This is a genomic window from Cupriavidus sp. H18C2 (assembly GCF_049393795.1).
Classification (GTDB): Bacteria; Pseudomonadota; Gammaproteobacteria; order Burkholderiales; family Burkholderiaceae; genus Cupriavidus; species Cupriavidus pauculus_C.
Genome location: NZ_CP186011.1, coordinates 611,369 through 637,646 on the forward strand (window position 1 = coordinate 611,369; position 26,278 = coordinate 637,646).

The window sequence follows — 26,278 nt, forward strand, 5'->3', positions numbered from 1 at the left end:
GAGCCCTGCGCAGCCAAGTGCATGCAACACTTCAGGTTTCGCTTCCAACCTACTGATTCGAGGCAAGAAATTGTCAGATTCCGGCACCATTCGCATTCGCGGCGCCCGTCAGCACAATCTCAAGAACATTGATCTGGACCTGCGCACGGGGCAGATGACCGTCGTGACGGGGCCGTCCGGGTCGGGCAAGTCGAGCCTCGTGTTCGACACCCTGTACGCCGAAGGCCAGCGTCGCTACGTCGAGACCTTCAGCGCCTATGCGCGCCAGTTCCTGGACCGCATGGACCGTCCGCAGGTGGACAAGGTGGACGGCGTGCCGCCCGCCATCGCCATCGACCAGACCAACCCGGTGCGCAGCTCGCGCTCCACGGTCGGCACGATGACGGAGCTGAACGATCACCTGAAGCTGCTCTACGCCCGCGCGGCCGAGCTGTTCGACAAGCAGAGCGCGCTGCCGGTGCGCCACGATTCCCCCGAGACCATCTACGCCGAGCTGCAGGCCCGCACCGCGGCCGGGCAGCCGTTTGCCGATGCGCGGCTGGTGGTCACGTTTCCGGTGGAACTGCCGGAGTCGGCCACCGAGGACGAGGTGGCGCAGTGGCTGTCGGTCAGCGGCTATACCCGCGTGCACGGCCAGCGGATCGTGGAATCGCCCACGGGCCGGCGCAAGGTGCTGGACGTGGTGGCAGACCGCTTCCGCATCGGCAACGTGGAAAAAGCCCGCGCCGTGGAGGCCATCGAGGCGTCGCTGAAGCGCGGCGGCGGGCGGGTCAGCGTGAACGTGGTGATCGATGACGGCGAGGGCCCGGTCTGGAAGTTCTCCACGGGCCTGCACAGCCCCGAGAGCGACATCCGCTACGCCGATCCGCAGCCGGCGCTGTTCTCGTTCAACTCGGCCTATGGCGCCTGCGAAACGTGCCGCGGCTTCGGGCGCGTCATCGGCGTGGACCTGGGCCTGGTGATCCCCGACGGCCGCAAGTCGCTGCGCGACGGCGCGATCAAGCCGATGCAGACGCCGGCCTGGAAGGAGTGCCAGGACGACCTGATGCGCTACGCCGCCAAGGCCGGCATCCCGCGCGACCTGCCGTGGAACCAGCTTACCGAGGCCGAGCAGCACTGGGTCATCCACGGATCGCCGGACTGGACGGGCCAGTGGAACAAGCAGTGGTACGGCGTGATGCGCTTCTTCAACTACCTGGAGTCGAAGGCGTACAAGATGCACATCCGCGTGCTGCTGTCGAAGTACCGCAGCTACACGCCGTGCGAGACCTGCGGCGGCGCCCGGCTCAAGACCGAGGCGCTGCTGTGGCGCCTGGGCAGCCGGGACAACGCCGACGCCGTGCTGGCGCCGGCCGGCCGCTTCCTGCCGCGTGGCGTGGACTGGAACCGCAGCCAGCTCGAATCGTTGCCGGGCCTGACCGTGCACGACCTGATGCTGATGCCGATCGCGCGTATCCGGCGCTTCTTCGACGACTTGACGCTGCCCACCGCGCTGCTGGACGACGCGCTCAAGCTGCTGCTGGCCGAAGTGCGCACGCGGCTCAAGTACCTGTGCGACGTGGGCCTGGGCTACCTGACGCTGGACCGCCAGAGCCGCACGCTGTCCGGCGGCGAGGTGCAGCGGATCAACCTGACGACCGCGCTGGGCACGTCGCTGGTCAACACGCTGTTCGTGCTCGACGAGCCCAGCATCGGCCTGCATCCGCGCGACCTGAACCGCATTGTCGAGGCGATGCACCGGCTGCGCGACGCGGGCAACACGCTTGTGGTGGTGGAGCACGACCCGTCGGTCATGCTGGCCGCCGACCGCCTGATCGACATGGGCCCCGGCCCCGGCGAGCGCGGCGGGTCGATCATCTTCGACGGCACACCCGAGACCATCCGCGGCGAGCCGACGCTGACCGGCGACTACCTGGGTGGCCGCCGGCGCGTGACCGACGCCACGGACTGGCAGCTGCGCCCCGTGGACGACGGCACCCCGCGCCTGCGGCTGGAAGGCGCGACGGAGCACAACCTCAAGGACGTGACGGTCGAGATTCCGCTGAACCGGCTGGTCTGCGTGACGGGCGTGTCGGGCTCGGGCAAGTCCACGCTGCTGCAGGACGTGCTCTACCCGGCGATGGCCCGCCATTTCGGCAAGGCCACCGAGTCGCCGGGCGCGTTCCGCGACCTGGCCGGGGCCGAGCTGGTCGATGACGTCGTGTTCGTCGACCAGTCGCCGATCGGCAAGACCGCGCGGTCCAACCCGGCCAGCTACGTGGGCGCGTTCGACGAGATCCGCAAGCTGTTCGCCAAGGCGCCGCTGGCGCTGCAGCGCGGCTACACGGCCGGCACGTTCAGCTTCAACTCAGGCGATGGCCGATGCCCCACCTGCGGCGGCTCGGGCTTCGAGCACGTGGAGATGCAGTTCCTGTCCGACGTCTACCTGCGTTGCCCGGACTGCGACGGCACCCGCTATCGCGCCGAAGTGCTGGAGGTCAAGATCGAGCGCGCCGCGCGCGGACAGGCGCCGCGCCTGCTGAGCGTGGCCGACGTGCTGGAGCTGACCGTCAGCGAGGCCACGGCGCTGTTCGAGGGCGACGGCGCCGTGCTGCGCGTGCTGGCGCCGATTGCCGACGTGGGCCTGGAGTACGTGAAGCTGGGCCAGCCCGTGCCGACGCTGTCGGGCGGCGAGGCCCAGCGCCTGAAGCTGGCCGGCTTCCTGGCCGAGACGGCCGCCGCCCAGCCGGCAAAGAACCGCAAGGCCGTGGTGCTGCCGAAGCGGCTGTTCATGTTCGACGAACCGACCACCGGCCTGCATTTCGACGATATCGCCAAGCTGATGCGGGCGTTCGGCAAGCTGCTGGACGGCGGCCACTCGCTGATCGTGATCGAGCACAACCTGGATGTGATCCGCGCGTCGGACTGGATCATCGACCTGGGCCCGGAAGGCGGCGACGCCGGTGGGCAGGTGCTGTGCGTGGGCACGCCCGGGACGGTCAAGGGCTGCCCGGACTCGCATACCGGGCACGCGCTGGTGGCCTACGACCAGGCGCTAGGCGAGGCCGGCACGCTGGCGGCGGAGCGCGAGGAACAGGCCCGCCACGGCCTGCCGCTGCAGGCGGCGGTGCAAGCGGCCCAGGCGCGCCGCGCCGTGGAAGGCGAGGGCGTGGTGCGCATCGTCAACGCTCATGAGCACAACCTCAAGGCGCTGAACGTCGATATCCCACATGGCAAGTTCAACGTCATCACCGGCGTGTCCGGGTCGGGCAAGTCGACGCTGGCGTTCGACATCCTGTTCCACGAAGGTCAGCGGCGCTACCTGGAATCGCTGAACGCCTATGCACGGTCGATCGTGCAGCCGGCGGGCCGCCCGGAGGTGGACGCGGTCTATGGCATCCCCCCGACGGTGGCCATCGAGCAGCGGCTGTCGCGCGGCGGGCGCAAGAGTACCGTGGCGACGACGTCCGAGGTCTGGCACTTCCTGCGCCTGCTCTACGTCAAGCTGGGCATCCAGCATTGCGTGCACGACGGCGCGCCGGTGACGTCGCAGAGCCCGGCGTCGATTGCCGCGCAACTGCTGCGCAACTATCGCGGCCAGCACGTGGGCCTGTTGGCGCCGCTGGTGGTCAACCGCAAGGGCGTCTATACCGACCTGGCCAAGTGGGCCAAGGCGCGCGGCAATACGCACCTGCGCGTCGACGGCGAATTCCTGCCCGTGGACCCGTGGCCGCGGCTGGACCGCTTCCGCGAGCACACGATCGAGCTGCCGGTCGGCGACATCGTCGTTTCGCCAGATAACGAGGCGGCGCTGCGCGCGCTGCTGGACCAGACGCTGGAAGCCGGCAAGGGCGTGATGCACCTGCTGGCCCCGCTGGACGGCCTGAGCGACGCGATGCAGTGCGGCACCACGCACGAGTGCGAGACGGTGGTGTTTTCGACCAAGCGCGCCTGTCCGGTCTGCGGCACGAGCTATCCGGAACTCGATCCGCGCATGTTCTCGTACAACAGCAAGCACGGCTGGTGCGGCACCTGTGTGGGCACCGGGCTGGCGCTGACCGGCGAGCAGCGCGCGGCCTACGACGACACCGTGGTGGGTGGCGACGACCGCGGCCGCGAGCAGACGCTGCCGTCGGAGGAGCAGGAGCCCGAAGGCGTGGCCGATACGCCATGTCCGGACTGCGGCGGCACGCGCCTGAACGACGTGGCGCGGGCTGTGACCTTCGACACCAACGCGATTACCGACGTGGCGCAGTGGACCGTATCGGACACCCGGCGCTGGGTCGACGGCCTGCGGCTGACGGGCCGCGACGCCGAGATCGCCCGCGACGTGGTGACCGAGATCGCCAGCCGCCTGCAGTTCCTGGAGGAGGTGGGGCTGGGCTACCTGAGCCTGGACCGTGCCGCGCCGAGCCTGTCCGGCGGCGAGGCGCAGCGGATCCGGCTGGCCGCGCAGCTTGGCAGCAACCTGCAGGGTGTCTGCTACGTGCTGGACGAGCCGACCATCGGCCTGCATCCGCGCGACAACCAGATCCTGCTCGACGCCCTGCGCAAGCTGGGGGACAAGGGCAACACGCTGGTGGTGGTGGAGCATGACGAGGACACGATCCGGCGCGCTGACCACATCATCGACATCGGCCCCGGCGCGGGCAAGCGCGGCGGCAACCTGGTGGCCCAGGGTGGCGTGGCCGCGCTGGCGGCGGCGCCCGATTCCACGACTGGCCGCTTCCTGGCCCGGCCGATGATCCACCCGCTGCAGCCGCGCCGGCCGGTACGGCCTGCCCGGGCCGGCAAGGAAGCCGAGCCCGCGCAATGGCTGACCGTGCACGGCGCGCACCTGCACAACCTGCGCGACGTGACGGCCCGCATTCCGCTTGGACGCCTGGTGGCCATCACCGGCGTGTCGGGGTCGGGCAAGTCCACGCTGGCGCGCGACGTGCTGATGACCAACCTGCTGGATGCGGTGGGCCGCTCGGTGATGTCGTCGCCGGCCACGCGCCGCGCCCGCGCGGCGGCTGAAAAGGCCGGCAAGCCGACGGCGACCCGGCAACTCAGCGTGGCCCATGCCTGGCATGGCTGCGAGGCCATCAGCGGCTGGGAATCGATCGACCGCGTGCTCGAAGTGGACCAGACGCCGATCGGCAAGACGCCGCGCTCGTGCCCGGCCACCTATATCGGCGTCTGGGACGCGATCCGCAAGCTGTTCGCGGAGACGCTGGAGGCCAAGGCGCGCGGCTACAGCGCGTCGCGGTTCTCGTTCAATACCAGCGAGGGGCGCTGCCCGGCCTGCGAGGGCCAGGGCGTGCGCACCATCGGCATGAGCTTCCTGCCCGATGTGAAGGTGCCGTGCGACGTCTGCCATGGCCAGCGCTTCAACCCGGAGACGCTGGCGGTGACGTGGCGCGGCAAGAACATTGGCGACGTGCTGACGATGGAGATCGACGAGGCCGTGGCGTTCTTCGCCGCCATCACGCAGATCGCGCATCCGCTGCAGCTGATGAAGGACGTGGGGCTGGGCTACCTGACGCTGGGCCAGCCGTCGCCAACGCTGTCCGGCGGCGAGGCGCAGCGGATCAAGCTGGTCACCGAGCTGTCGAAGGTGCGCGACGACATCACGCGGCGCGGCCAGAAGGCGCCGCACACGCTCTACGTGCTGGACGAGCCCACCGTGGGCCTGCACATGGCCGACGTGGCGCGGCTGATCCGCGTGCTGCACCGGCTGACCGATGGCGGCCACAGCGTGGTGGTGATCGAGCACGACCTCGACGTGATTGCCGAGGCCGACTGGATCATCGACCTGGGGCCGGAAGGCGGCGCGCAGGGCGGCACCATCGTCGGATCGGCCGATCCCGAGGCGCTGGCGCGCATCAAGGCCAGCCACACCGGGGCCGCGCTGGTGCCGGTGCTGGCACGCACGGCGCCGGACGCACCGGACGCGGCGCGCGCGGCGGGCTGACCGGCAGCGGTCGCCGGGCGGGCGGGACGAGTGCGGGTGGGCGTGGGCGGCTAGCGCGTCCGCGCCGGCCTGCCCGGTGGCGATGGCGGCGGCCGTGGCCCGGCCAGCGCCGCCGCGCAGAAGTCGACCAGTTCCTCCACCGGCGGATCGCTGCGCACGCGCTTGCCGCGCTCGCGCACCCAGTGGGCGAGCGAATAGACCACCGTGTCCATGAACCAGATCAGCCGCAGCTTCATGACGGGCCGCGGCACGTCCGGCAGCAGGCCGTACACGTGCTCGCGCACGCGGTACAGCGCGCTCATGGCCGTCTTGTCGACCAGGCCCTTGTTGAGCAGGCCGGGGCTGAACGTGGTCTGCGCCAGCACCTGCAGGTAGTGGGTGCCCCAGTCCGTGTGCAGGACCACGTCGACCAGCGGGCGGATGGTGGCTTGCACCACGCCGTGGATGTCGATGGGCTGCCCGCGGCCTTCCAGCGCGTCCAGGTAGCGGTGGCGGATCTCGTTGACCTGGTGCAGCCGCCGGTTCAGCAGGTGGCTGACCAGCGCCTCGCGCGAACCAAAGTGATAGTGCAGGGCGGACCGGTTGCGCTGGCCGCTTTCCACCACGATCTGCCGTAGCGGCACCTGCTCCACCCCTTGCTCCGCAAACAGCCGCTCGGCGATCTCCAGGATGCGCCGCGCGGTGTCGGTCAGCCCGTCGCGGCTGTCGGGCGCCGTGGCGTCGTCGGCCGGGGCCGTCTCGGCTGGCGCCGCGCGGCGCGGCCGGGGGGCGGCCGGGGTACGGGGCTCGTCGGCGATCAGGGCGCGCGCTTGCTTGAGCTTCATGGGGGGCTTTGCGTGGAGGCTTGTCGTTATCGAAATGAAAGCTTCGCAAGGATACGGAAAAAGCGGATGTCCGACATCTGATCCGCATCGTAATTCCTTCAATTTCATACCCGCTTCGGGAAAGCCCTAGCTATCTGAACCGCCGGATGCCATTAGCCTGCGTCCATGCCGGATTAATACAAGGGATTAATCCGGCGGAATGCGGCCGGCAACGGCCGTGCGTCGGGCGCCGGACGGAGGAGACCACTGGCGCCATCAGCCACTCCCTCTCGGAACCACAAACAATGAAGAAGACGCTGTTCGCCGCTGTCGCCGGCGCGCTGCTGGCGCCAGCCGCCTGGGCCCAATCGTCCGTGACGCTCTATGGCGTCGTGACCACCAGCATCCAGTACGTTAACCACGTCCAGAACACGAGCAATGGCGTGCTGGCGCCGGGCAGCGGCTCCGCCGTGTTCATGAACTCGTCGGGCATCGCGCAGTCACGTTTCGGCCTGCGCGGCGTGGAAGACCTGGGCGGTGGCCTGAAGAGCCTGTTCGTGCTGGAAAACCAGTTCAACGCCGACGACGGCCGGCTGGGCAACGGCGGGCTGCTGTTCGGCCGCCAGGCGTTCGTGGGCGTGCAGAACCCCTGGGGCAAGCTGACGTTCGGGCGCCAGTACACGTCCGCGTTCCTGACGATGGGCAGCTTCACGCCGGTGGCGTACGCGCCGGAATTCGAGCCGGTGGTGGGCATCGCCGGCCCGAACTTCCGCGAGAACAACATGGTCCAGTACCAGGGCACGTTCGGCCCGGTCACGGCGATGGCCCACTGGTCGTTCGGCGAACGCTCGGGCACGTTCGCGGCCGGCTCGGCCTACGGCGTGGGCCTGCAGTACAACGCCGGGCCGCTGGGGCTGGCGGCGGCCTATGACGAGGTCAAGACGCTGAACACGGCGCAGGCGGCCGGCACGTCGGGATCCAACGACCACGGCCGCGACATGCGCGCCATGGTGGGCGGCAGCTACCGGCTGGGGCCGGTCAAGATGGTGGCGGGCTATCGCTGGGGCAATTCGGTGGCGCCGGCCACGGGCACGCCCACGCTGCTGCCCCATCGCGACGACATGTACTGGGCCGGCGTGAGCTGGGACGCGTCGGCGGCGCTGCGTCTGACGCTGGCCTACTACTACGACGACATCAAGGCGGCGCGCATCAACGGCGTGTCGACCAATCCGAAGAACCCGCAGCAGTACCTGGCGCTGGCCGACTACAGCCTGTCCAAGCGCACCGACGTGTTCTTCGCGGTCAACTACGCGCGCAATGCGTCGCTGAACTGGGACAACATCTCGTACCTGCCCAACGGCCAGTCGGTCGGCTACCTGCCGTCGACGTCGCAGGTCTACTACAAGACGCCCGATGCCAGCGGCCAGCTTGGCATTTCGCTGGGCATGCGCCACATCTTCTGACCGCGCCCGGGGCCCGGGCCGCCAACGCCAGGCGAGGGGCCGGCGCGAACTCCACGACGCGCAGGCATTGCGGCGCCGCAGCCTATCGGGTGCGGCGCCTTTTTTCATCACGACGGGCAGGTGCTTTGGCGGGCTGGCGGCGAAAGATGCGTATCATCGGCATCGCACAGGCGCAAAAAAGGTCCGAACACCATGCAACGCAAGACATTCCGCAACCTGCAATGCCCCATCGCCCGCAGCCTGGAGCGCGTGGGCGAGTGGTGGAGCATTCTGATCCTGCGCGATGCGTTCTACGGCACGAAGCGCTTCGACGAATTTCAGCGCAATCTCGACATTGCGCCGAACATGCTGACGCGGCGGCTCAACGGGCTGGTCGAGGAGGGCCTGCTGGAAAAGCGCCAGTACTCGGAACGCCCGCCGCGCTATGAATACGTGCTGACCGACTGCGGACGCGACTTCCGGCCCGTGCTGCTGGCGCTGCTGGCCTGGGGCAACCGCAATTTCGCGCCCGAGGGTGCCAGCGTGCAGATCGTCGACCGCGAGACCGGCAAGGTGGTGGAGCCGCTGCTGGTGGATGCGGCCACCGGCGAACCGCTGCAGATGGGCAAGCGCCACGTCATGCGCGCCGGCCCGGCGGCCGACGATCGTACGCGCGACCGGCTCTCGTCGGCGGCTTCGCACATGGCCAGTCCGGCGGCGGCCAAGGTACCGGCGGCCTGAGCCGGGCGGCTGCCAGGTTGCTCCAAAAGCATTTCTGGCATAGAGTCCAAGGACCTGCAGCCCGTCCTCCGACGGTTTCCCGCCGACTCCGGATAGACCTGATGCCTCGCTTCCCGACCCCCTTTCTCACCGCCGCAGCCTTGCTGACGGCCGCCTGGCTGGCCGGCTGTGCCAGCACCCCGATGCCGCCACCGCAGCCGCCGCGCACCCAGCCGACGGCGCCCGCGACGATCACCACGCCGTCCCAGGGCGGCTTCAGCCGCGCGCAGCTGGAAGCCGCCGGCAACGCCTGCGAAAAGCGCGTGGCCGACGCGGTCAAGATGCGCTACCCGCAGCCGGGCAGCGTCATGATGATGCCGGACCGCGAACGCATCACCCAGCAGACCGTCAACCAGACAGCCGTGAGCGGCGAGGGTACCTTCGAACCCGATGCCAGCGAGGAAGCAATGGGCTTCCGCTACACCTGCCTCTACAACGTCCGCACGCAGCGCGTGGACGACGTCCAGATGCGCTACGGCCCGCACTAGGCCGGGCATTCGTTTCTTTCCGGTTCCACGATGTTGGCCGGCGTTCCCGACGGAGCGCCGGCCATGTTGCATGGCCGATCCCGCCCGGCCCCGCCGGTTCCGTCCGACCGATCCCCCCGTCCCGATTTGCGCCCGAGCAAGCCTTGGCGTTTTGGCGTATCGTCTCGATCTGGCGATGCTTGACTGCGCAATGATTGCCGCGTCATTCACGCCGCCGTCCGTCGTACCAGCCGCCCCCGGATCGATATCGTGACCAGCCCCGCCAGCCAGCCTGCCCAAGCCGCCGTGCCACCCGCCGACTCCCCGATGACCCCGCGCGAGAAGCGCGCGATGGCCGCGATCATGATTGCCGTGTCGCTGGCCACGCTGGACACGGCCATCGCCAACACCGCGCTGCCGAACATCGCGGCCGACCTGAACAGCACGCCGGCGGCGTCGGTCTGGATCATCAACGCCTACCAGCTCGCGATGGTGGCCACGCTGCTGCCGTTCGCGGCGCTGGGCGGCGTGGTCGGCCACCGGCGCATCTACATCGGCGGCGTCATCGTGTTCATCGTCTCGTCTGTGATCTGCGCGATGGCGTGGTCGCTGCCGACGCTGGCGGCCGCGCGGCTGCTGCAGGGTATTGGCGCGGCGGCCGTCATGAGCGTCAACACGGCGCTGATCAGCGCGATCTTTCCGATCCACCGGCTGGGGCGCGGCGTGGGCCTCAACGCGCTCATCGTGGGCGTGTCGTTCGCGGTCGGGCCGACCGTGGCGTCGGTCATCCTGTCATTTGGCTCGTGGCCGTGGCTGTTCGCCGTCAACCTGCCGATCGGGCTGCTGGCGCTGTTCATGGCGTGGCCGTCGCTGCCGGAGACCAAGCGCAGCCAGCACCGCTTTGACCCCGTGGCGGCCGTGCTCAACGCCATCACGTTCGCCGCGCTGATCTTCGCGCTGGGCGAGGGCGTGCAGCGCGAGCCGGTGCAATACGTGGTGGCCGCGGCCGCCGTGTTCGTGATTGCCTTCGGCCTGCTGCTGCGCCGCGAGCGCGGCCATCCGGCGCCGATGCTGCCCGTGGACCTGCTCAAGCGGCCGATGTTCGCGCTGTCCACGGCCACCGCCGTCTGCTCGTTCGCGGCCCAGGGGCTGGCGTTCGTGTCCTTGCCGTTCTATTTCGAGCACGTGCTGGGCCGTAACCCGGTGGAAACCGGCTTCCTGCTCACGCCGTGGTCGGCCGTGGTGGCGCTGATGGCGCCGATTGCCGGGCGGCTGTCGGACCGCTATCCGCCGGGGCTGCTGGGCGGCATCGGGCTGGCGATCATGGCGGCCGGCATGGCGTCGCTGGCGATGATGCCGGCCGACGCCAGCGTGCTGAACATCGGCATCCGGATGGCGATCTGCGGCGCCGGCTTTGGCTTCTTCCAGTCGCCGAACCTCAAGGCGCTGATGGCCAGCGCGCCGCGCGAGCGGTCCGGCGGCGCAAGCGGCGTGGTGGCCACGGCGCGGCTGCTGGGACAGGCGACTGGTGCGGCACTGGTGGCGCTGTCGTTCGGCATCGCCGGCGCGCATGGCCCGACGCTGGCGCTCGGCCTGGGCGCCGGGTTCGCCGCCGCGGCAGCCGTCGCAAGCTGGCTGCGGCTGGTCACGCCGCAGAGCGCGGACAGCGCGGCCATGCAGGGCGCCGGCAAGTCATCCTGACGACCAAGGCGGACGGCAGGGGCAAGACCTGCGCGCAGACCTTGTAGATTGTGCATGGCGCCCGTGGCCCGGGCGCCATTTTTCATGGGCTGGCGCATCGGTATGAAACTTGCCCGCATCCCGGGTATCGGGGCGTATCGCCCCAGCTACACGGAGGCAAGGCAATGAACCGATCAGACGACTACGGACGTCGCCGCAGGCCCGATCAGCGCTACGGAGGCTATGAGGAGGGCTATGGCCACGTGCCTGGCGACGATCGAAACTGGCGCGACCGTGACCTGTCCGCAGGCCGCTATGGCAACGCCACCGAACGCAATCCCTATGACGCCTACGACAACGGCGACACGCGCGGCCGCGACGAGGACCCGCGCAGCCGAGGCGCGTGGCGGCAGGGCCGCACGGCGCAGTTGAGCGGCGGATGGCGGTCACGCAGCGGCACGGTGTACTACCCGGGCCGCTCCACCTACCAGGAATCGCGCGACGAAAGCTCGCCGCACAGCCCCGGCTACGTCAGCGCATACAGCAGCGGCTACGAGGATGGCTACGACGCCGCATCGCGTTCGTCGGCGCGCAACCCGTCGCGCGACAGCGACGAGCGCTGGGCAGGCACCCGCGGCGGCTATGAAACCGGTTACGAGGACTACGGCGTGCGGGCGGGCCGCAATTTCCGCCAACGCCCGCGCACCGGCGACGCCGTGCAGGGCCGAGGCCCGTACGCCTATGGCGGCGAGTCGCAGCGTCCGTACGGCGGGCGGCAGGCCGGACCGAAGAACTACACGCGCTCGGACGAGCGGGTGCGCGAGGAAGTCTGCGAGCGCCTGACCCACGCCCCGACCGTGGACGTCAGCGATGTCACGGTGACGGTGACCGGCAGCGTGGTCACGCTGACAGGCTCGGTGGACAACCGGCGCATGAAGTACGAGATCGAGGACATCGTCGACGATACCTATGGCGTGTCCGACGTCGTCAACCAGTTGCACGTGCGCCCGTACGGCGTGCTGGCATCGGAATAGCGGCCTGGCCGCCGCACGGGCGCCCGCGGACCACCCGCGCGCCATGGACAAAGCCCCGGCCTGGCCGGGGCTTTTTTGCGGGGCGGCGCCCGGCTACAGGTCGCTGCCGCTGGGCGGATTCTCCATGCGCTTGTCGGTCTGGTCGGCACGGTCCACGGGCGTGTCGGCCGGCAATTCCTCGGCGGCGCGGCGCACTTCCTCAAAGATCGCTTCCTCGGGAATCTCGTCCTCGGGCGGCTCGTGATTCTCCGGCGCGATATCGCCGATCTCGCGTTCCAGCTCCTCGGTGGTCTCCGGGTCGAGCGTCGGGTCCAGCGTGCTGGGAATGCTCTCGGTCTCGCTCGGGTCGACGTCCGGTGCGGCGGCTTCAGGGCGTCCTTGTCGGGTGGTCTTGCTCATCGTGGCTCCTTTTGCGTGTCGATCTGAAAGCAGGAGGCGGCAAGTTGCATGCCAGTTGCAGCGGCGCCGTGGCGGACGCCTCTCGGCCTTCGGTCATCCGGCCGCCGTCGACCGTCGCGCAGGCTGCCGTAATCACGTCAAACTGCTTGACGTATATAGGATAAGTACGAATTTGTAGAATTGACAAAGTTTGAGTTCTACTAAGATTTGCCGCTCAAGTTCCCGGTTAGAGTGCGCTTCAACCTGTGCCCCTGCACCCGACCGAGAATATGAACTGCTGTTGCTATCGAGTTGTTTTCAACCGGCACCGTCGCATGCTGATGGCGGTCCAGGAATCCGCCCAGAGCCAGGACGAAGGACGCAACGGCGGCGGCGAGGCGAAGACGAGGGCCAGCGAGACACACACCGTGCGTTTCACGCTGCCGGCGCTGGTGCTTTCGGTCTGGATGGCGCTGGGCTTGCCAACGAAGAGCTTGGCCCAGGTGGTGGCGGATCCGAACGCTGGCGCAAACGGGCCGACGGTCGGGCAGACAGCGAATGGCTTGCCGCAAGTCAATATCACGCGGCCGTCGGCTGCCGGCGTGTCCACGAACGCCTACACTCAATTCGACGTACCGAAGGCGGGCGTCATCCTCAATAATTCCCCGACCATCACGGCGACCCAGCAGGCCGGGTATATCAACGGCAATCCCAACCTGCTGCCCGGGGGCTCCGCCCGGATCATCGTCAATCAGATCACGAGCACGCTGCCGAGCCAAATGCAGGGGTATCTGGAGGTTGCCGGGCCGCGCAGCGAAGTGATCGTGGCGAACCCCAACGGGATCCTTGTAGATGGCGCTGGCTTCATCAATACCAGCCGTGCCACGCTCACCACCGGTGTGCCCGTGTATGGGGGCAGCGGCAGTCTGGATGCGTTTCGTGTCACCAGTGGTCAGATCACGGTCCAGGGCGAGGGACTCAATGCCGCCAACGTCGATCAGGTCGACCTGATCGCTCGGGCGGTGCAGGCCAATGCGGCATTGTACGCGAACCAGCTGAACGTCATTGTGGGTGCCAACCAGGTCAACCACGACACGCTTGTCGCTACGCCGATTGCCGGCGCGGGTGCTGCCCCGGCGATGGGAATCGACGTCGCCCAACTTGGCGGGATGTACGCCAACAAGATCCTGCTGGCCTCCACCGAGAATGGCGTGGGCGTCTCGCTGCGTGGCGTTGCCGCAGCACAAGCGGGCGACCTGACCCTGACCGCCCAGGGCAAGCTGATCCTGGCCGGGCAGACCAACGCGAGCGGCAACCTGGTTGCCTATGCGCGCGACGGGATCGACAACACGGGAACGACGTATGGCACGCAAGGCGTGTCGGTCAACACCGACGGCGTGCTGTCGAACAGCGGCACGCTGGCCGCGCAGCAGTGGCTGAACGCCACGGGCGGCAGTGTGTCATCAACGGGAACCCTCGCGGCCGGCGTGAACGCGGATGGCACCACAGCCGCGCCCGCCGACCTGACAGTGATCGCCACCAGCGGTGCGATGGCCGCAACGGGCCGGAACCAGGCGAGCGGCAATGCCACGCTCCAGGGTACAGGTGTGAGCCTCGCAGGCAGCCAGACGACGGCGGGCGGCAACCTCAACTTGCAAGCGGGCGCGGGCGATCTGGATCTGACGAGCGCCACGGTTGCCGCTGGCGCAGGTCTGGTCGCAGCGACGCAGCGTGCCCTCATCAACGATCGTGGCCAGATGTCGAGCCAGGGTGCGACGTCCCTCGCGGCCGGCAATGTGTCCAACCGAGGGGGCCAGATTGTCTCGCAAGGCGCCACCACGATTGCATCGACAGGCGCCATCGACAATATCCAGGGCACGGTGCAAGCTGGCGGCGCGCTGACGGCCAACGCTGCGTCACTCGACAACACGGCCGGACGCATCGTATCGCTCGACGGCGCCGGTTTGTCGATCCAAGCCTCCGGTGTGCTCAAAAACGTGGCGGGCACGACCGCCAACGGTGCCCAGGGTGGCGTGATTGGCGGCAATGGCAATGTGCGACTCGCTGCTGGCGCGATCACGAACCACGGCCAGGTCAGCGCATTGGGCAATACGACCCTTAATGCGACGTCACTGGACAATGCTGCCGGCAACATGGTGGCCGGTGGTGCACTCGCCGTGGCCGTAACGGGGACTGTCAACAACCGCCAGGGCAATCTGTACGGTCAGTCCGGCCTGTCGGTCCGCAGCGGCTCGCTGGACAACACTGGCGGCTCCGTACAGACCCAAGGCGACCTGTCCGTGAGCGCCGATGGCGGCGTTGCAAACACTGACGGGACGCTGGCAGCCAACGGCGATCACGGCAAGCTCGCGGTGGGCGCCGCCAGCGTGGATAACACGCGCGGCGTGATCGGCAATTCTGGCGACGGCACGACGACGGTCACGGCGAACACCACCCTCACCAATACCGCTGGCAGGCTCGGCGGCAACGGCGACGTCACTATCCACGCCCAGACGCTTGCGAACAGTACAGACGGCACTACCGGGGCGTTGCTGGCTTCAGGCGGCGCATTGAACCTGGATGTGTCCACTGCGGTGGATAACCGTGGTGGCACGCTTTACGGCGGCAAGGGCCTTACTCTGGATCAGGCTGGCGCTGCGCTTCACAACACCGCCGGTCAGATCCTCGGCGGCACCAACGTCCGGGTGAATGTCGCGTCGGTGAACAACCTGGGCGGTGCGGTCAAGGCCAACCACGACGTTGCCGTGGCGGGCGCTGTCTCTGGTAGTGGGGAGATGGCCGCCGGGCGCAATCTGTCCCTGGACGTTGCCGGAGACTATGCCAACGATGCGGCCAACAAGCTGCGCGCCGACGGTGACATGCGTGTGGCCGCGACGGGCACCTTGAACAACACTGGAATGCTTGCCGCCGTCGGCGGACTGACCGTGCAAGGCGCAGATATCGTCAATGCCGCCGGGGCGGGCATGAACGGTTCAACCACCACAGTCAGCGCCTCCCATTCGCTCAGCAATGCCGGCCGCATCGAGGGCGACACGGTCCAGACCAGCAGTCCGACGACCGCCAACACCGGCACCATCATCGGCAACAACGTGACCGTGCAGGGCGCGGGCGTCGTCAACACCGGCGACGCTGCCCTGATGGCGGCCGCCCAGAACCTGCACGTCTACGCCAGCAACTCGGTACAGAATCTCGATGGCGCGACGCTCTATGGCGCGGGCAATCTTCGGATCGCCCGGGATGGCACGCGGGACCCTAATACCGGCCTTCTGGTCAATCAGACGAATGCCCTGACGAATCGCTCAGCCACCATCGAGGCCGAAGGTGAGATCGATATTGCCGCTACCCAGGTCAGCAACACGCGCACGAGCATCGTGACGGCGCCTGGCACGCCGACCTCGACCAGCCAGACGCTGACCCTCTGGCAGGCCGGCCTCACCGGCGGCGATCTCAACAACCACACAAGTATTACCTTCCCCGGTTGGACCTGGAATACCAGCAACGCTCAGGTCAGCACGCCGCAGACGAATGCCTTGCGTGCGCCAATTACCGTGACGGTGGACAAATCGACTGTCACCGGGTTGGACACTGGCAAGCAGACGCTGTCGTTCACCCAGTCGCCTATCGAGCAATATGTGGGGTACTACGCTGGGCCGAACTGTGACGTCGACACGGGCGTCTGCTCGCGTCCGATCGCGACCAGTCCGATCCAGTACTACCAATCGATCACGGACAACGGCGGCACCTACAGCATTACCTTCTGGCCGGACTGGGACCCGAACAAGCACATCCGGCCTGACGAGGTGCGCCAGGCGAATTTCGGCCACGACTACAACGAGATCTCACGGACCACCGTCATCACCACGGCCACCGACGAACTGATCAGTGCCTCGGACCCTGCCAAGATTCAGGCCGGCGGCAGCATCCGCATCAATAGCAGCGGCGGCAACATTCTGAACCAGTCTTCGATCATGGCTGCTGGCGGGGATCTGACGCGGGTTGCTACAGCCGGTGGAGTGCAGGATATCGGGACGGCATTGCAGCAGAAGGTAAGCACCGCTGAAACTTCCACGTTCTACTGGCACCAGCGCACCGGTGGCAGCCAGGATTGGCAGGATGTGGCGTATCCGTCGACGCCGCAGGCCCCGACAACGGTCATGGCGCTTCCGGCCATTGCGTCGGCCAACCAGACGGTGCAGACCACCGCGCAAACGATCGATGTGACGACGGTGAACCGCTCGGGTGAAACCATCATCGGCAGCGGCGTTGGCGGTGGCGCAACCCAGGGCAAGCCTCAGCAGACACTCAGTACCGCGCAAGGGGGCATTCCGAACCTGCGCTTGCCCACCAACGGCCTGTATCGCCACCAGAGCGCGCCGGGGGCGACCTACCTGATCGCCACCGATCCGCGCTTCACGCAATATTCGAAGTTCATCTCCAGTGACTACATGCTCGGTCAGTTGGGGCTCGACCCGATGAAGACGCAAAAGCGGCTGGGCGATGGATTCTACGAAGAAAAATTGATCCGTGACCAGGTCACACAGCTGACTGGCCGTACGTTTCTGGCGGGCTACAGCGACAACCTGACCGAGTATCAGGCGCTGATGGACAACGGTGTGGCCTACGCCCGCGCGTTCAACCTGGCGCCGGGCATTGGCCTGACGGCCGACCAAATGGCCCAGCTCACGACGGACATGGTGTGGCTGGTCAGCCAGGATGTGACATTGCCCGATGGCACGCAGCAATCCGTGCTGGTGCCAAAGCTCTATCTCGCGCAATCGCATACCTTCGACCTGCAGAGTTCCGGCGCACTGGTGACAGGTAGCCAGGTCAGCCTGAATGCCGCGGGCGACGTCACGAACAGCGGCAAGCTGGTGGGAGACCTGGCCACGCAGGTGCTGGGCAATAACATCGTCAACCGTGGGCAGATCGGCAGCACCGGTACGACTATGGTGCAGGCCCAGCAGGACGTACAAAACCTGGGCGGGCGCATTGCTGGCACGGATACCCTCGTGACAGCAGGCCGGGACGTGATCAATGTGGCTCAGACCATCACGAACACGACCACGCTGTCCAACGGCAACAGTGCCAGCGCGACCGGCGTAGGGACGGTGGGCACGATCTCGGCGACGAACAATGTGGGTGTGCTGGCCGGGCGCGACATCAACATGGCCGGCGGTAGCGTAAATGCCGGTAAGGATGCACTGCTCGGCGCTGGCCGCGATCTGAACCTCGGCACGGCTGCGACGACCACGACGCAAGATGCGACTGCACATGGCGGACGGGACCATCTGCACGACAAGGCCACGGCAGGCGCTGGCAGCCTGGTGCAGGCCGGCGGCAGTGTCACGGCTGTTGCGGGTCGGGATGCCACGCTGAGCGGCTCGGCGATCCAGGCCGGGGAAGACGCAACGCTGCTGGCTGGACGCAACACCACGGTCACCGCGTCGATGGATACGCATACGCGCGACGCCGGCGCATTCAGCAACAAGCAGTCTCAATTCACCCAATCGTCTTACGACGAGACCGCACGTGGTAGTTCGGTACAAGCGGGGAACAATGCCACGCTGGGTGCTGGGCAATCCGTCGCCGGCAACATCCTGCGAGCCAACGGCATCGCGCCTGTGCCGACCGACGTCGGCGGCAAAGGCGACCTCGCCATCCTCGGCTCTGTGGTCACCACGGGCGGCGCAAACGGTGGTGGTGGGGCTGCGAAGCTTGCTGCAACGGGAGATGTGACCGTCGGTACCGTCACCGGACAGCACACCTCCGAGAGCTGGTCCCAGTCGCGGCACTCGGGCTTCCTGTCCAAGGAGCAGACGACCACCCAGACAAGCCAGCAGCAAACCGTCGCAGTAGGCTCACTCGTATCGGCGGACAGCGTGGCCGCCAGTGCCGGCCGGGATCTGACCGTCATGGGTTCCAGTATTGCGGGAAGTGGCAACGTTGCCCTGCATGCTGATCGCAATCTGACAATCGGTGCGGCGCAAAGCACCGCGTCGAGCACCACGTCCGAGGAGACTCGGAAATCCGGCATGTTCTCGGGCGGCGGTGCCACCGTGACATTCGGCAAGCAGCAGGTCAACCAGACCAAGACAGAGCAATCTACGACGCATACCGGCTCCATGGTTGGCAGCGTCGGTGGAAATGTCAGTCTGAGCGCTGGCGAGGGCTATGCGCAGACCGGCAGCGCTGTGACGGCCCTGCAGGGCGATGTGGACATCCGTGCCAAGACGGTCGATATCAAGGCCGCCACGGATACCTGGCGTTCCGATCAGGAAACCCACTTCAAGCAAAGTGGCTTGACCATCGCCGTGTCCAATCCAGTGCTTGCCGCGGCCCAGACCGCCACCCAGATGGCGCAGGCCCAAAGCCAGACCAGCGATCCGCGCATGAAGGCGCTTGCCGGGGCGGCAACCGGTCTGGCGGGTAAAAACGCCTTCGATGCGGTGAGCAAGGATCCACAGGCAGCCGGCGGCATCAGCGTGAGCATCACGGTGGGCGGCTCGAAGAGCCACAGCACGCAAACGCAGACCAGTACCACCGCCCTTGGCAGCAAGGTCAACGCTGGCGGCTATGTGAGTATCCAGGCGACCGGTGCTGGCCAGGCTAGCAACATCAACATCATTGGCAGCGACGTCAAGGCTGGCAACGATCTGCTGCTCAAGGCCGACAACCAGGTCAATCTGCAGGCCGCGGCCAACACGGCCGAGCAGCATAGCAACAGCAAGAGCATGTCCGGTGGCGTGGGCCTTGCGGTCAGCTACGGCTCGAACGGCGCCGCCTTTGGGGTGACGGCCAACGCTGCCGCCGCACGCGGCAATGCGGATGGTAATGACGTGGCGTGGACCAACACCCACGCCACGGCGGGCAACACGCTCACCATCGAGTCCGGTGGGGACACCAACCTGAAGGGGACCGTGGTATCTGGCAAGCAGGTCGTCGCCAACGTGGGCGGCGATCTGAATATGGAGAGCCTGCAGGACACCAGCACCTACCACAGCAAGGACCAGTCGGCCAGCGGCAGCGTGACAGTTGGTTATGGCTTCTCGGGCAGCGCTAGCGTCAGCCAGCAGAAGATGGATAGCGACTTTGCAAGCGTCGGTGAGCAGACCGCGATCCGTGCCGGCAGCGGTGGCTACCAGGTCGATGTCAAGGGCAACACCGATCTCAAGGGCGCCGTCATCGCGGGCGGGACCTCGGACAAGAACAGCCTGTCGACCGACACGCTGACTGTCTCCGATATTCAGAACCATGCTCACTATAGTGCCAGCAGCATTGGGATTGGCGGCGGCTATTCGTCGGGCGGTAGTAGCGGCAAGTCGGGGGTCGGCGTGAATCAGAGTGGCGAGGCGGCCACGGCTGGGTCCGGCGCCGTGCCGGGGACTGATCTGCCGACGACAGGCGGGGCTGGCCAAGGCGCCTCGTTCGCGCCGCCGATGGTGGCCGCGGCGTCGGGCAGCGCTAGCAGCACCACGCAAAGTGGCATCAGCGGGGGCAACATCACGATTCGCAATGATGCCAAGCAACAGGAACTGACCGGCAAGAGCGCGGATGACACGGTGGCGAGCGTGAACCGCGATACGACGAACACCGCGAACTCGTTGAATCCGATCTTCAATGCAAGCGAAATCAAGGCGGACTTCCAGATCGTGGGCGCTTTGCAGCGTGAGTCGGGAATCTTCCTGAACAACCGGGCGACCGAAGCGGAGTCGGCCAAGAAGGCGGCCGAGGCCGCAGCCAAGGACCCGAACGCTACCCCGGACCAACGTGCCGCCCTGCAGCAGCAGGCCGATGACCTCGCGAAATGGGGGCAAGGCGGCAGCTACCGCCAGGTGATGACGGCCCTGACGGCTGCGGCCAGTGGCAACGTGACGGGCTCCACGGCCCAGTTCGCCCAGAATGCAGCGGTGGGCTACCTGCAGGGGCTGGCGGCAAATGAGGTTAAGGGACTGGCGGATTCGCTGGGCAAGGGCACGCCGGAGGCCGAAGCCGCACGCTGGGCTCTGCATGCGATCGTCGGTTGCGCTGGCGCGGCTGCGGCCAGCCAGAGTTGCGGGGCGGGTGCCATGGGTGCGGCCACGGCATCGGTGCTCGGCTCGCTGCTGAGCCCGACCGATGGCATGACCGCGGAGCAGAAGCAGGCGCGGGAGAATGCGATCCAGAGCCTGGTGGCGGGTGTTGCCGGTGCGACTGGTGGCAATGCTGCTGCGGCCATGAACGGGGCGACGTTCGAGATCGAGAACAATCAGCTTTCTCCCGTGCAGAGTGGTGGTGCTCTACCCGCTTGGGGACCGGCAACGCCGCAGAAGCCGTTCCAGGCGCCCGGCAAGCCAGCAGACCCGAGCGAGGCCGCTCTCACGGGAACGCCAGATGAGTCCAAAGACAATACGTCGAAGCCAATTGTCCAGCCGATCGTCGATACAGCAGATACCATTGGGGCTGTAGTTGGCGGAATATTGCCTAATCCGCTAAAGACTGTTGAAGGGCTTGGGGCGATCTTCAGTAGTGGGAATGGCGCACCAAAGTACGTGCCTAGCCCGAAACACGACGTTGGAGGCTGGGGTACGCCCATGGATCTGGAAGATTCAGCAGCACAGCAAGTACTGAATGATTCTGTGCAGGGCGGAAAGCAGCGTTACGGCGTTTCCGACGGGAAAGTGTATGAATTCCAGCCTGACAATGCGGGAGGATGGCATGGCTATCCAGTTCCTGGCAACGAAGTTCCAACAAGCGTTTTGAGGACACTATTGCAACGCGGCGATATTAATAGAGTCGAATATGGGAAGCTTATCAAGGGAAAGTGATGCGGGACCTAAATCTTGAGTTTTTCCCATTGCAGAATAGATCCGAAACAGACTTAGGGTTTCCATCAGGCCACCGTGTTGGTCGGATTGTTCTATCCGTTCAAGAAAACGAGAAGAAACACATCGTTCTCGATATTATCTGGGATTTTGACGAGCTGGTAAGTTGGTTTAACGAAAACAGGGCTTACATGGAAAGTGAGTCTCTTCCAAACTTCGTTGAAGGGGGCCGATCAATTTACAAGTCCATTGAGGCTACATATGAAAACTTTGATGCCTATCTGGATGACCAACTGGACGAACTGTTCGAGTACCGACACCGCCACGAGGTTTGCTTTGGAATGCGGGGAGTGAAGATTCCAGCAATCTACATTGGGATCGGGGAGTTAGGTCCGGAAGTGTCGGGGGAGGGTAATGGCGTTCCATTTTGCTATACCGTAGATTTGAAATCGTTCTTAGAGAAGCTTACGAATTGATTATCAACGCGGTAACTATCGACGCGGGTCTGGTGGGCACGAACTGTTTTGCACGAAAAACTGGTTGGCCGGACTCGTACTCGCCGACGAAGACGCATCATGAAACCGGCTACGTCGGTCATCCATGATGCACCGACAAACACCTGAAGGTTACATTCCCGGGATTAGATGCAAACAAAGCGGCCACCGTGCGGAACGTGGCGCCTGAGTGGCTAAACGACACATCGGCACGCACGGGGAGAGCGCTATTAGACACTTGCAACAAAAAGGGGAAACAACAGGACTGCCCTGTTGCGGTGAAGTCTGGATTGCCGGTCACTGTTTCCAGGCTTATAGCGGCAGTCCCGTCTTATCTTGGTCAGAGACCTATAGTGGAAGCCAGGGGACCGGCGCCGCACTGCCCGCCAGCGGGCTGGAACGGCTATTGCTGAAGCAAGGGAAGCATCGTGCGTGGGAGACAAGCGATGAACCTCACTGCCGTCCTGGCCACCCTCAGCGTGGCATCGTCCGTGGCCGTATCGTCCACGCCCGTCGAAAAGCAGTTGCTGTCGATCAGCCCGCACGACTTTGCGCAGAAATTCAACGTCGCGGCCCAGGAGGCCGGGGCCAAGCTGACGCTGCCCGAGTTTGCCGCCAAGCCCGGCTGGCATCGGGCCCACACCAGCCAGGGCGTGTCCGTGCTGGTCCGGGCGGCCCAGACCGGCCATGCGCTCGATGAAGTGATCGTGGTGTGCCGCGCGGTGGAGCAGTGCATGATGACCATCTGCACGGCGGCGCGGGCCATCGACACGTCCGTGGATCCAAACCTGTTGCAGTACTTCGTGGCGGCGCGCGTGGCCGCGCAGCTGGGCGAGGTGGCGCTGGTGATGTCCGGGCTGGTCTATCTGGTCGTCAATCCCGATGACCAGGACTATGTCGCCGTGGTGATTCGTCCTTACCAGCCGCAGCAGGAATTGACCGCACGGCGCCAGGCCGCGCTGCGGGCCCCGGCGGGGCAGGTCTGACGGCTAGTGCATCGGCGGCGTGGCGCGCCGTGCGGCCATGCCGGCGGTGCGGGCCGAGCCGAACTCCATCGCGCGCTGCTCCAGCAGACGCTGCAATTCGGTCGCGCCCCGGTAGTAGTGGGCCAGCAGCAGCCGCAGTTCGGGCTCGATCTGCGGGGCGCGCAGCAGTTCGCCATAGGCCGCGGCGGCGCGTCCGGCCTGCTGGGCCGCATAGCGCACCAGCGGCAGTTCGCCGGCTTCTGACGGGGGCAGCATCTGCTGTGGGTCGCGACGCCTGCCTACCGTGGGCAGCGGCGCCGACGTCCCTTCTCCGGCCGCGCCTGCGCGCGCCGCCAGTTCCACCGCCGCACAGCGCTGCATGTTGGCGCGGTGCGCGAACACCGCCCGCATCTGCGGGTCCGACGCGGCGGCGGCCACCGCCGACAGCGCCTCCGCACACTGCATCGCATGGCGGCCGAGCCGCGCCAGCGAGGTGTTCAGTCCTTCCATGTCCGTCTCCGGTTCATGCATTCAATGTAGGCGACGCACGCCCGGAGGCCAGCGTTTCAAGCCCGTGTCCGTTGTGAAAAATCTGCAGTCCAGCCACGGGGAGAAGCAAAAAACGCGCCGCGCGCCGCCCCGGAGAGCTGCGTGCGGCGCGCCGCGTGCGGACCGCCGATGCGCGCGCGGCACATCGGGGAAAGTCAGGTCCGCTGCGTGGACCGATGGTTACTGCTTCGGCACCGGGTCCGGCGAATCACCCTTCGGGCCCGAAGGCGCGGTCGGCGTGGCCGTGGGCGATGCGTTCTGTTCGCGCGGCTTCTTGGCGCGCTGGCCCGTGTTCTTGGGCTTGGACGACTTCATCGAGTCGTGCTGCATCGTCGAATCGGACGTCATGGCACCGCTGCCACCCGGCGTGGTGGTGGTGCCCATGCTGCCGCGCTGGGTCGACGGACCTTCCGGTGCCGGCGGGGCGCTGGGGTTCGGTGCGTTGGGCGAGACAGGGGCCTGTTGTGCCATGACAGGCACGCAGAGGGCGGAACTGACCGCGAGGGCGGTGATAGCAAGCAAGCGTTTCATCGTACGTCTCCAAGGAATGGTGGCGGTGACTTCACGATATGTCCCGCGCACCCGCCCGCTCAGGAGGGCCCGACTGAAACCCCTGTAGGTCGTTGACTACAACATGTGGTGGACGTTGGCAGGATTTATATGCCGATGTAAATCGGTCCGCGCCGGCCGCGTGCCGCGCGGCGCATGGGACGCGCCGCGGGCGGTGGCAGCGCGCACTCCGCGCTCGCGCGCCGCAGCGGTATGGAACTTGCGTCGCCTCCCCTGTATTGACCCACGTACTGGAGACGCTCATGAACCAGGGGAATAGCAGGAACAGTGACTACGACGACCGCCAGGGCGGCTACGGCAGCCAGGGCGAGGATCGGGAAGACCGTGACGACCGCCGAAGCCAGGGTTCCCGCCAGCGCCAGCAGGAGGCGTACAGCGGCAGCGACTGGCTGACGCACCGCCAGCAGGGCGGCAGCGAAGGGCAGGGGCGTGGCAGCCAGCAGCCCGGCGCCGGCAGCGACTGGCAGGGCAGCGGCCAGCAGGCCGGCGGCAGCAGCTGGGGCGGCCAGCGCACGTCGGGATCGGGATCGTCGCCGGTGTCGCAGTCCAGCGGCTACGGCGGCTATGAAGGCCAGGGCCGCCGCTTCGAGGAAGGCTACGGCGAGGGCCGCTACGGCGAATACGGCGAAGGCGACCAGCAACGGCGCGGCGGACAGTCGGCCGGCGGGCAGCAGGGCCAGCAGCGCGGCGAACGCGAGCGCTATGGATCGCAGTCGCAGCACGACGAACGCGAGCGCTGGGGCGACTGGCATCAGGAAGGCCGGGGCAGCGAATGGTCGAGCCAGCAAGGCAGCCAGCGCGATGAATGGGGACAAGGCCGCGCCGCATGGGACCAGCCGGCACGCGGCGGGCAATCCCAGCGGCAAGGTGGCTGGGAGCGCGGACGGGAAGGGCAGGGTCGTTGGTCGCAGGGCGGTGAATCGCAGGGCCGTGGCCAGTCATGGGGCGGCCAGTCGGGTGGCCAGCGCGGCGGACAGTCGTGGCAATCGGGCCAGTCGGGCCAGTCGGGCCAGTCCGGTCAGTTCGGGCAATCGGGGCAGTCCGGCCGCTCGGGGCAATGGAGCCAGGGTGGCCAGGCGGGCGGCGGCCAGTCGCGTGGCGGCCAGTCCTGGGGCGACGACTGGTCGGGCCCGACCGGATCCGAAGCCGACATGCGCACCCACTATCGCGGCGGCTATGGCCAGTCCGACATCGGCAGCGAGCGCTATGGCAGCGGCCAGGGCGGCGGCGAGCAGTTCCGCGGCCAGACCTACGGGCGTGAGCAACGCTCAGGCGGCTATGGCTACGGTTCGGGCGGACGCAGCAGCGGGGCCGCTATGACCCCGACGAACGCGCGTACGAACACTTTACCGGCGCCGACGAGCGCAGCGACCTGAATCGTGGCTACGGCGGCGCGGGTGGTTCGGCAGCGGCGCGCCGCTCGCAGCGGGTGGGGCCGAAGGGCTACCAGCGCTCGGACGAGCGCATCCGCGAGGACCTGTGCGAACGGCTGGCGATGACCAGCCGCGTCGACGTGCGCGAGGTGGAGGTATCGGTCTCGGGCGGCGTGGTGACGCTGAGCGGCACGGTGCAGGATCGCCAGCAGAAGTACCGCATCGAGGACATGGTCGATGACGTGTTCGGCGTGAAGGACGTGCACAACCAGATCCGCGTCGCGCGGGAATCGCGTGACTCGCGCGATTCGCGGGAATCGGGCTCGGCTGGCGGGCAGGGTGTCAGCCGCACCGGCGGCCTGGCCGGCAGCGGATCGGGCGGCAGCGGCAGCGGTGGTGCCAGCGGCACCAGTGGTACCAGCCGCACCAGCGGCACCAGCGGCCAGTCGCAGGGTCTGTCGGGCCAGGGCACCAGCGCAGCGTCCAGTGCGTCCGGCAGCAGCGGCAGCCTGGGCAGCAGTAGCGGCCTGGGCAGCAGCAGTACGTCGGGTGGCCTCGGCAGCGGCTCGACGCCGGGCAAGTCGGGTAGCTGACGACGCGTTTGCCCGCGCCGGTCTGGTCGGCCTGTGCTGACCGGACCGGCGCGTGGCGCCCCGCACGTGCATCCGCCAACCATCCATTCCAACGAGGAGATGCCATGCCTTTCGCCTATGCAGGAACCCGTCGCCGCCGCAACCGCGACCGCCGGCGCGCCCACGACACGCTGGAAAGCAGCGCCGCCCAGCCGGACGGCACCCGCCCCACCGAAGCGCGCGAGGAACGGGACCCCACGGCCACCCGCCGCGCGGCCGACGAGGAACGCGCCACCGCGCGCGAGCCGCAGCGTGGCGAGATGCCGCCGGGCGTGGGCAGCGAAGACCTGCTGGACCCCGGCAGCCGCGACCCGGACGCTCCGCCGGTCGACAACCGTTCCTGAGAGGAGGACA

The 26,278-nt window shown here is 67.2% G+C and carries 16 protein-coding genes; 12 read left to right on the forward strand and 4 right to left on the reverse strand.

Going from position 1 to position 26,278, the window contains the following annotated elements; all coding sequences use genetic code 11:
• Positions 1–52 precede the first annotated feature (52 nt).
• Positions 53–5,935 carry an excinuclease ABC subunit UvrA gene (gene uvrA / locus EPAKOI_RS19295; RefSeq protein ID WP_423194540.1) on the forward strand — a complete coding sequence of 1,961 codons (5,883 nt, stop codon included), beginning with the start codon at positions 53–55 and terminating at the stop codon, positions 5,933–5,935.
• Positions 5,936–5,985: 50 nt separating this feature from the next.
• On the opposite strand, the gene EPAKOI_RS19300 is transcribed toward uvrA, so the two are convergent.
• On the reverse strand, positions 5,986–6,759 hold the full coding sequence (locus tag EPAKOI_RS19300; RefSeq protein ID WP_124686650.1) for a TetR/AcrR family transcriptional regulator: 774 nt from the start codon (positions 6,757–6,759) through the stop codon (positions 5,986–5,988).
• 284 nt (positions 6,760–7,043) lie between these two features.
• Here EPAKOI_RS19300 and EPAKOI_RS19305 point away from each other — a divergent pair, with 284 nt between their 5' ends.
• From EPAKOI_RS19305 to EPAKOI_RS19325, 5 genes are all read left to right on the forward strand, one after another.
• Entirely contained in the window at positions 7,044–8,201 is a 1,158-nt protein-coding gene (locus EPAKOI_RS19305; RefSeq protein ID WP_124686649.1) for a porin, read from the forward strand.
• A gap of 192 nt (positions 8,202–8,393) precedes the next feature.
• Complete coding sequence (locus tag EPAKOI_RS19310; protein ID WP_124686648.1) at positions 8,394–8,921, forward strand: winged helix-turn-helix transcriptional regulator; 528 nt, start codon at positions 8,394–8,396, stop codon at positions 8,919–8,921.
• 101 nt (positions 8,922–9,022) lie between these two features.
• A complete protein-coding gene (locus EPAKOI_RS19315; protein WP_423194332.1) occupies positions 9,023–9,448 on the forward strand; it encodes a short-chain fatty acid transporter in 426 nt (141 codons plus the stop codon).
• Positions 9,449–9,754: 306 nt separating this feature from the next.
• Positions 9,755–11,128: an MFS transporter gene (locus EPAKOI_RS19320; RefSeq protein WP_423194541.1), complete on the forward strand. Its 1,374-nt coding sequence runs from the start codon at positions 9,755–9,757 to the stop codon at positions 11,126–11,128.
• 164 nt (positions 11,129–11,292) lie between these two features.
• The gene (locus tag EPAKOI_RS19325) at positions 11,293–12,141 is read left to right on the forward strand and encodes a BON domain-containing protein (protein WP_423194333.1); all 849 of its coding nucleotides are present in this window, start codon (positions 11,293–11,295) and stop codon (positions 12,139–12,141) included.
• A gap of 93 nt (positions 12,142–12,234) precedes the next feature.
• Here the strand turns inward: EPAKOI_RS19325 and EPAKOI_RS19330 are convergent, their stop codons facing one another.
• Positions 12,235–12,540 carry a hypothetical protein gene (locus tag EPAKOI_RS19330; protein WP_313836730.1) on the reverse strand — a complete coding sequence of 102 codons (306 nt, stop codon included), beginning with the start codon at positions 12,538–12,540 and terminating at the stop codon, positions 12,235–12,237.
• A gap of 320 nt (positions 12,541–12,860) precedes the next feature.
• On the opposite strand from EPAKOI_RS19330, the gene EPAKOI_RS19335 reads away from it, so the two are divergent.
• The 3 genes from EPAKOI_RS19335 (at position 12,861) to EPAKOI_RS19345 (ending at position 22,821) form a co-directional block, all read left to right on the forward strand.
• Positions 12,861–21,344: a hemagglutinin repeat-containing protein gene (locus tag EPAKOI_RS19335; RefSeq protein WP_423194542.1), complete on the forward strand. Its 8,484-nt coding sequence runs from the start codon at positions 12,861–12,863 to the stop codon at positions 21,342–21,344.
• Positions 21,344–21,817 (forward strand): hypothetical protein, encoded by a 474-nt coding sequence (locus tag EPAKOI_RS19340; protein WP_423194334.1) that lies wholly within the window; start codon positions 21,344–21,346, stop codon positions 21,815–21,817. The genes EPAKOI_RS19335 and EPAKOI_RS19340 overlap by 1 nt, the downstream gene beginning before the upstream one ends.
• Before the next feature lie 464 nt (positions 21,818–22,281).
• Entirely contained in the window at positions 22,282–22,821 is a 540-nt protein-coding gene (locus EPAKOI_RS19345; protein ID WP_423194335.1) for a malto-oligosyltrehalose synthase, read from the forward strand.
• A gap of 3 nt (positions 22,822–22,824) precedes the next feature.
• Here EPAKOI_RS19345 and EPAKOI_RS19350 read toward each other — a convergent pair whose 3' ends face one another.
• Both EPAKOI_RS19350 and EPAKOI_RS19355 read right to left on the reverse strand, forming a co-directional pair.
• Positions 22,825–23,310: a hypothetical protein gene (locus EPAKOI_RS19350; RefSeq protein ID WP_423194336.1), complete on the reverse strand. Its 486-nt coding sequence runs from the start codon at positions 23,308–23,310 to the stop codon at positions 22,825–22,827.
• A 219-nt stretch (positions 23,311–23,529) separates the two neighbouring features.
• Positions 23,530–23,880, reverse strand: a complete 351-nt coding sequence (locus tag EPAKOI_RS19355; protein WP_423194337.1) for a hypothetical protein — start codon at positions 23,878–23,880, stop codon at positions 23,530–23,532.
• Between the two features lie 281 nt (positions 23,881–24,161).
• On the opposite strand from EPAKOI_RS19355, the gene EPAKOI_RS19360 reads away from it, so the two are divergent.
• The 3 genes from EPAKOI_RS19360 to EPAKOI_RS19370 all read left to right on the forward strand — a co-directional run bounded on the left by EPAKOI_RS19360 (position 24,162) and on the right by EPAKOI_RS19370 (position 26,268).
• Positions 24,162–25,295: a hypothetical protein gene (locus EPAKOI_RS19360; RefSeq protein ID WP_423194338.1), complete on the forward strand. Its 1,134-nt coding sequence runs from the start codon at positions 24,162–24,164 to the stop codon at positions 25,293–25,295.
• Between the two features lie 53 nt (positions 25,296–25,348).
• A complete protein-coding gene (locus tag EPAKOI_RS19365; RefSeq protein ID WP_423194339.1) occupies positions 25,349–25,885 on the forward strand; it encodes a BON domain-containing protein in 537 nt (178 codons plus the stop codon).
• Positions 25,886–25,989: 104 nt separating this feature from the next.
• Positions 25,990–26,268: a hypothetical protein gene (locus EPAKOI_RS19370; protein WP_313836726.1), complete on the forward strand. Its 279-nt coding sequence runs from the start codon at positions 25,990–25,992 to the stop codon at positions 26,266–26,268.
• The last annotated feature ends 10 nt before the right edge of the window (positions 26,269–26,278 follow it).

What these genes read in the sequence shown, in the direction of transcription:
- EPAKOI_RS19370 (WP_313836726.1), top strand. Translation starts at nt 25,990, where the DNA reads ATGCCTTTCGCCTATGCAGGAACCCGTCGCCGCCGCAACCGCGACCGC.
- EPAKOI_RS19315 (WP_423194332.1), top strand. Translation starts at nt 9,023, where the DNA reads ATGCCTCGCTTCCCGACCCCCTTTCTCACCGCCGCAGCCTTGCTGACG.
- EPAKOI_RS19350 (WP_423194336.1), bottom strand. Translation starts at nt 23,310, where the DNA reads ATGGAAGGACTGAACACCTCGCTGGCGCGGCTCGGCCGCCATGCGATG.
- EPAKOI_RS19325 (WP_423194333.1), top strand. Translation starts at nt 11,293, where the DNA reads ATGAACCGATCAGACGACTACGGACGTCGCCGCAGGCCCGATCAGCGC.
- EPAKOI_RS19335 (WP_423194542.1), top strand. Translation starts at nt 12,861, where the DNA reads ATGGCGGTCCAGGAATCCGCCCAGAGCCAGGACGAAGGACGCAACGGC.
- EPAKOI_RS19300 (WP_124686650.1), bottom strand. Translation starts at nt 6,759, where the DNA reads ATGAAGCTCAAGCAAGCGCGCGCCCTGATCGCCGACGAGCCCCGTACC.
- EPAKOI_RS19345 (WP_423194335.1), top strand. Translation starts at nt 22,282, where the DNA reads ATGAACCTCACTGCCGTCCTGGCCACCCTCAGCGTGGCATCGTCCGTG.
- EPAKOI_RS19340 (WP_423194334.1), top strand. Translation starts at nt 21,344, where the DNA reads ATGCGGGACCTAAATCTTGAGTTTTTCCCATTGCAGAATAGATCCGAA.
- EPAKOI_RS19305 (WP_124686649.1), top strand. Translation starts at nt 7,044, where the DNA reads ATGAAGAAGACGCTGTTCGCCGCTGTCGCCGGCGCGCTGCTGGCGCCA.
- EPAKOI_RS19330 (WP_313836730.1), bottom strand. Translation starts at nt 12,540, where the DNA reads ATGAGCAAGACCACCCGACAAGGACGCCCTGAAGCCGCCGCACCGGAC.
- EPAKOI_RS19320 (WP_423194541.1), top strand. Translation starts at nt 9,755, where the DNA reads ATGACCCCGCGCGAGAAGCGCGCGATGGCCGCGATCATGATTGCCGTG.
- EPAKOI_RS19310 (WP_124686648.1), top strand. Translation starts at nt 8,394, where the DNA reads ATGCAACGCAAGACATTCCGCAACCTGCAATGCCCCATCGCCCGCAGC.
- EPAKOI_RS19360 (WP_423194338.1), top strand. Translation starts at nt 24,162, where the DNA reads ATGAACCAGGGGAATAGCAGGAACAGTGACTACGACGACCGCCAGGGC.
- EPAKOI_RS19355 (WP_423194337.1), bottom strand. Translation starts at nt 23,880, where the DNA reads ATGAAACGCTTGCTTGCTATCACCGCCCTCGCGGTCAGTTCCGCCCTC.